4 protein-coding genes are annotated in these 4,823 nt (G+C 63.7%); all 4 read left to right on the top strand.

Translation table 11 applies throughout. The annotated features are described in order from the left end of the window. Positions 1-1,756 (top strand): cytochrome c biogenesis protein ResB (locus tag ABYB95_RS17045; protein WP_372659750.1); only part of this gene is annotated, 1,756 nt, incomplete at its 5' end. After that, positions 1,753-3,132 (top strand): c-type cytochrome biogenesis protein CcsB, encoded by a 1,380-nt coding sequence (ccsB, locus tag ABYB95_RS17040; RefSeq protein ID WP_372659749.1) that lies wholly within the window; start codon positions 1,753-1,755, stop codon positions 3,130-3,132. The genes ABYB95_RS17045 and ccsB, both read left to right, overlap by 4 nt. 95 nt (positions 3,133-3,227) lie before the next feature. Continuing rightward, complete coding sequence (msrP, locus tag ABYB95_RS17035; protein WP_372659748.1) at positions 3,228-4,232, top strand: protein-methionine-sulfoxide reductase catalytic subunit MsrP; 1,005 nt, start codon at positions 3,228-3,230, stop codon at positions 4,230-4,232. A 124-nt stretch (positions 4,233-4,356) separates the two neighbouring features. Continuing rightward, positions 4,357-4,823, top strand: a 467-nt coding sequence (locus ABYB95_RS17030; protein WP_372659751.1) for a sulfite oxidase heme-binding subunit YedZ, incomplete at its 3' end; no start/stop codon positions are given.

Here is a 4,823-nt window from a genome sequence, read left to right as displayed (position 1 = left end):
CCACCGGATCGGCCAGACCCTGCTGGCCTCGGGATGGAAAGTGAAGCTGCAGTCGCGCGACACCGCCGAGGGCGAGGGCTGGATGGTGGCGGCCAAGGCCGGTACCGCCAACAAGATCGGTTATCTGGCGGCGCACAGCGCGATTGTTTTGGTCTGTATCGGCGGCCTGCTGGACGGCGATTTGATCGTGCGCGCGCAAACCCTGTTCAACGGCAAGACGCCGTTCATGGGTGGTGGCTTGATTGCCGATGTGCCGGCCGAACACCGGCTCTCGCCCAACAACCCCACCTTCCGCGCCAACCTGTTGGTGACCGAAGGCACCTCGGCCAGCACCGCGATCCTGAGCCAGCCCGAAGGCGTGCTGCTGCAAGACCTGCCGTTTTCGGTCGAGCTCAAGAAGTTCATCGTCGAGTACTACGACACCGGCATGCCCAAGAAATTCGCCAGTGACATCGTGATCCACGATCTCGAAACCGGCGAACAAAAAGCGGCGCGGGTGGAAGTCAACCACCCGGCCAGTCACCGCGGCATCAACATCTACCAGTCCAGCTTTGACGACGGCGGTTCGCGCGTGAAGCTGCAGGCGTTGCCCATCAACGGGTCGTCCAAGCCCTTCGAAGTGAGTGGCGTGATCGGTGGCAGCACCGCCTTGAGCAATGGCGACGACAAGCTGACCCTGGAATTCACCGGCCTGCGCGTGATCAACGTGGAGAACTTTGCCGACACCGGCGCTCCCGGCACCGATGTGCGCAAGGTGGACCTGCGCAGCGAGATCGAGAGCCGCCTGGGTGCGGGCAACAAGACCGCGACGGTGAAGACCTTGCGCAACGTCGGCCCCAGCATCTCCTACAAGCTGCGCGACGCGGCGGGGCAGGCGGTGGAATACAACAACTACATGCTGCCGGTGGAGATCGACGGCGCCCGCATGTTCCTGCTGGGCTTGCGCGAGACGCCGTCCGAGCCGTTTCGCTACCTGCGCATCCCGGTGGACGACCAAGATAGCCTGGACGGTTTTGTGCGTCTGCGCGCCGCGCTGGCCGATGCATCTATGCGCGACGAGGCCGTGCGCCGGTATGCGGTGGGTGCTGTGGAGCGGGGTCGGCCCGAGTTGGTGCAAGCGCTGCAGGGTTCGGCTTCTCGGGCCCTGGGTTTGTTCGCCGGCGTGGAGAACGTGCCCGTGGCGGTGAACGACGCGGTGGCGGCACCGGGCGCCGCGCCAGCGCGCGCCCTGCCGTCCAAGGGCGGGGTGCAGGCCGTGTCGGCCTTTCTGGAAGCCAACGTGCCCGAAGCCGAGCGCGAGCGTGCCAGCGAAGTGCTGGTGCGCATCTTGAACGGCAGCTTGTTTGAGCTGTTGCAGCTCAGCCGCGAACGGGCCGGGCTCGCGCCATTGGTGCGCAGCGAAAGCACGCAAGCCTTCATGACGCAGTCGGTGCTCAGCCTGAGCGATGCCTTTTTCTACCCGTCTCCCATGACTTTTGTGCTCAAGGATTTTGAGCACGTGCAGGCCAGCGTGTTCCAGGTGGCGCGTGCGCCGGGACAGAAGATCGTCTATCTGGGCTGCTTCTTTTTGATCGTGGGCGTGTTTACCATGCTCTATGTGCGCGAGCGGCGGCTCTGGGTGTGGCTTGCGCCTACCACCCCGACCTCCGCAGGCGGGTCGGTGGCCACCATGGCCATGTCTTTGAACCGCAAGACCATGGACGCCGACCGCGAGTTTGAGCTCTTGAAGACCCAGTTGCTGAAAGTGAACCCATGAATACCAGCGCGACCACCGCCGATCGGACCATCGAACTCAAAAGGGGGCGTGGCAATGCCGGACTCGAACCCGGTTTCTTCGCCCGCCGCAATGTCTGGGACTGGCTGTTTGCCGCCCTGGTGCTGGGCGGCGGTTTGTTTGCGTTTGGCCGTTACGCCGCCGCCATGGACGTGTATGAAAAAGGCATTCTGATCGCGGCCATGCCGGCCTTGATCTGGTTGGGCTGGTTCTGGCGTTCCATGCGTTCCTTGATGATCGTGGTGGCCGCTTTGTCGTTTCTGGCAATCTGGCTCTACCAGGCGCCGGGTGGCGGCGAAGCGGTTGACCTGACCCGAGCCGATCGGGTGTTTTTGCTCAAGTACTTCATCTCCAGCCAGTCGGCCATTCTGTGGATGAGCATGCTGTTCTTCATGAGCACCACGTTCTATTGGATCGGCATGCTCACGCGCGGTGGCCAGACCTTCGAAATGCTGGGCTCGCGCCTGGCCTGGGTGGCGGTCACGCTGGCGCTGGTGGGCACCATGGTGCGTTGGTACGAAAGCCACCAGATCGGCCCCGATATTGGTCACATTCCGGTGAGCAATCTGTACGAAGTGTTCGTGCTGTTTTGCTGGATGACGGCCGCCTTTTACCTCTATTTTGAAGAGCAGTACAAAACCCGCGCGATGGGCGCATTCGTGATGCTGGTCGTCAGCGCGGCGGTGGGTTTTTTGCTCTGGTACACGGTGATCCGCGAAGCGCACGCCATCCAGCCGCTGGTGCCGGCACTGCAGAGCTGGTGGATGAAGCTGCACGTGCCCGCCAACTTCATCGGGTATGGCACGTTCTCCATCGCAGCGATGCTGGCCTTTGGCTATCTGATCAAACAAAGCGCCACGGAAACCCGCTGGTACAAGCTGGCGCCGCTGTGGATATTGGGCGTGGTGCTGTGTTTTGAGCCGCTGGTGTTTCGCCAGTCCAAGGCCGAGCAGGCGGGTGGTTACTGGTTTGTGTACTTCGGCATTTCGGCCCTGATCGTGGTCGGTATCCTGTCCATGCGGCGCCGCATCGCGGCGCACTTGCCCAGTTTCGAGGTGCTGGACGACGTGATGTACAAAGCCATCGCGGTCGGGTTTGCCTTCTTCACCATCGCCACCGTGCTGGGTGCCTTCTGGGCTGCCGAGGCCTGGGGCGGCTATTGGAGCTGGGATCCGAAAGAAACCTGGGCGCTCATCGTCTGGTTGAACTACGCCGCCTGGCTGCACATGCGTCTGATGAAGGGCCTGCGCGGCACCGTGGCGGCGTGGTGGGCGCTGGTGGGGCTGGCCGTGGTCAGTTTCGCCTTCCTGGGCGTGAACATGTTCTTGTCGGGCTTGCACAGCTACGGCACGCTCTGATCGGTGCGGATTCGCGCCGCCCCTGCTGCTGGTGGCGCGGAACTTTGTAAGAATGCCCGGGCTCCCACGACGAATCCGGACACCAGGAGCACCGCATGATCATCCGCCCGACCCACACCGGTTTTGAGCACCCCGTTCCCAGCGAAATCACGTCGCAGTCCGACTACCTGGGACGGCGCGCCCTGATGCAGCGACTGGCCCTGGGCGCGGGCGGCGCCGCGCTGGCCAGCTGGGCCGCCCGCGATGCGCTGGCGCAATCGGCGGTGCCCCGCCCCGGCCAACACGCCGCGTTGAGCGGGCGCTCATCCAAGGTGCCGGGTGCCGTCACCATGGAAACCATCACCGACTACAGCGACGCCTCGACCTACAACAACTATTACGAGTTCAGCACCGACAAGGCGGACCCGGCGGCGTATGCCAAGCCGCTCAAGACGCGCCCGTGGACGGTGTCGGTCGAGGGCATGGTCAAAAACCCCAAGACCTACGGCATCGACGATCTGCTCAAACTGTCTGCGATGGAGGAGCGCATCTACCGGCTGCGCTGCGTCGAAGGCTGGTCCATGGTGATCCCCTGGGTGGGCTACTCGCTGGCCGAACTGATCCGCCAGGTGGAGCCGCTGGGCAGCGCCAAGTTTGTGGAGTTTGTCACGCTGGCCGACCCCAAGGTCATGCCGGGGCTGAGCGCCGGCGTCTTGAACTGGCCCTACACAGAGGGCTTGCGCCTGGACGAAGCCATGCACCCGCTCACGCTGCTGTCCTTTGGCATGTACGGCGAAGTCTTGCCCAACCAGAATGGCGCGCCGGTGCGCCTGGTGGTGCCCTGGAAATACGGTTTCAAAAGCGGCAAATCGCTGGTCAAGATCCGCTTCACCGACCAGCAGCCGCGCACCGCCTGGAACGACGCTGCGGCCCAGGAGTACGGCTTTTATTCCAACGTCAACCCCGACGTGCCGCACCCGCGCTGGAGTCAGGCCACCGAGCGCCGCATCGGCGAAAAAGGCGGCCTGTTTGCCAAGCGCCGCAAGACCTTGCCCTTCAACGGTTACGAGTCGCAGGTGGGGCAGTTGTACGCGGGTATGGATTTGCGCAAATTCTTCTGAACAGTCGGACCGCAGGCAAGGAGCCGATATGAAGAACCCCGCGATCGACGTGGCCGCAGTGGCGGGTGGTGCGCGCTCAGCCCCAGTGCCGCGTGTGGCTGTTTCGCGGGCCAACCGCTGGCTGATGAAGGCCAGCGCCAAGCCCGTGTTGTTTGTGCTGTGTTGCCTGCCGCTGGCCTGGCTGGTGTGGGCGGTGTTCGCCGACCAGTTGGGGGCGAATCCTGCCGAGGCTTTGATCCGCTCGTTGGGCGACTGGAGCCTGCGCTTTCTGGTCCTGGTGCTGGCTGTGACACCCCTGCGGGTGCTGGCGGGCTGGCCAGCGCTGGCGCGCATGCGCCGCATGTTCGGGCTGTTCGTGTTCTTTTACGCCAGTCTGCATTTGTTGTCTTATGCCTGGCTGGACATGGGCTGGGAGGCGGGCGACATCGTGGCCGACGTGATCAAGCGGCCATTCATTCTGGTCGGCATGAGTACCTGGGCGATTCTGCTGTTGCTGGCGGGCACCTCGTTCAACCGGGCTATCCGCGCCATGGGCGCGAAACGCTGGCAGTGGTTGCACCGCAGCGTGTATGCGGTGGCGGGTCTGGCGGT

The sequence above is a fragment of the Hydrogenophaga sp. genome (genome assembly GCF_041633695.1).
GTDB lineage: Bacteria > Pseudomonadota > Gammaproteobacteria > Burkholderiales > Burkholderiaceae_C > Hydrogenophaga.
The sequence above is the reverse complement of the archived record's forward strand: the minus strand, read 5'-3'. Positions and strand labels throughout refer to the sequence as shown.

Bases quoted from the DNA above. Each gene is read 5' to 3' on its own strand.
- ccsB (WP_372659749.1), top strand. From the start codon at position 1,753: ATGAATACCAGCGCGACCACCGCCGATCGGACCATCGAACTCAAAAGG.
- msrP (WP_372659748.1), top strand. From the start codon at position 3,228: ATGATCATCCGCCCGACCCACACCGGTTTTGAGCACCCCGTTCCCAGC.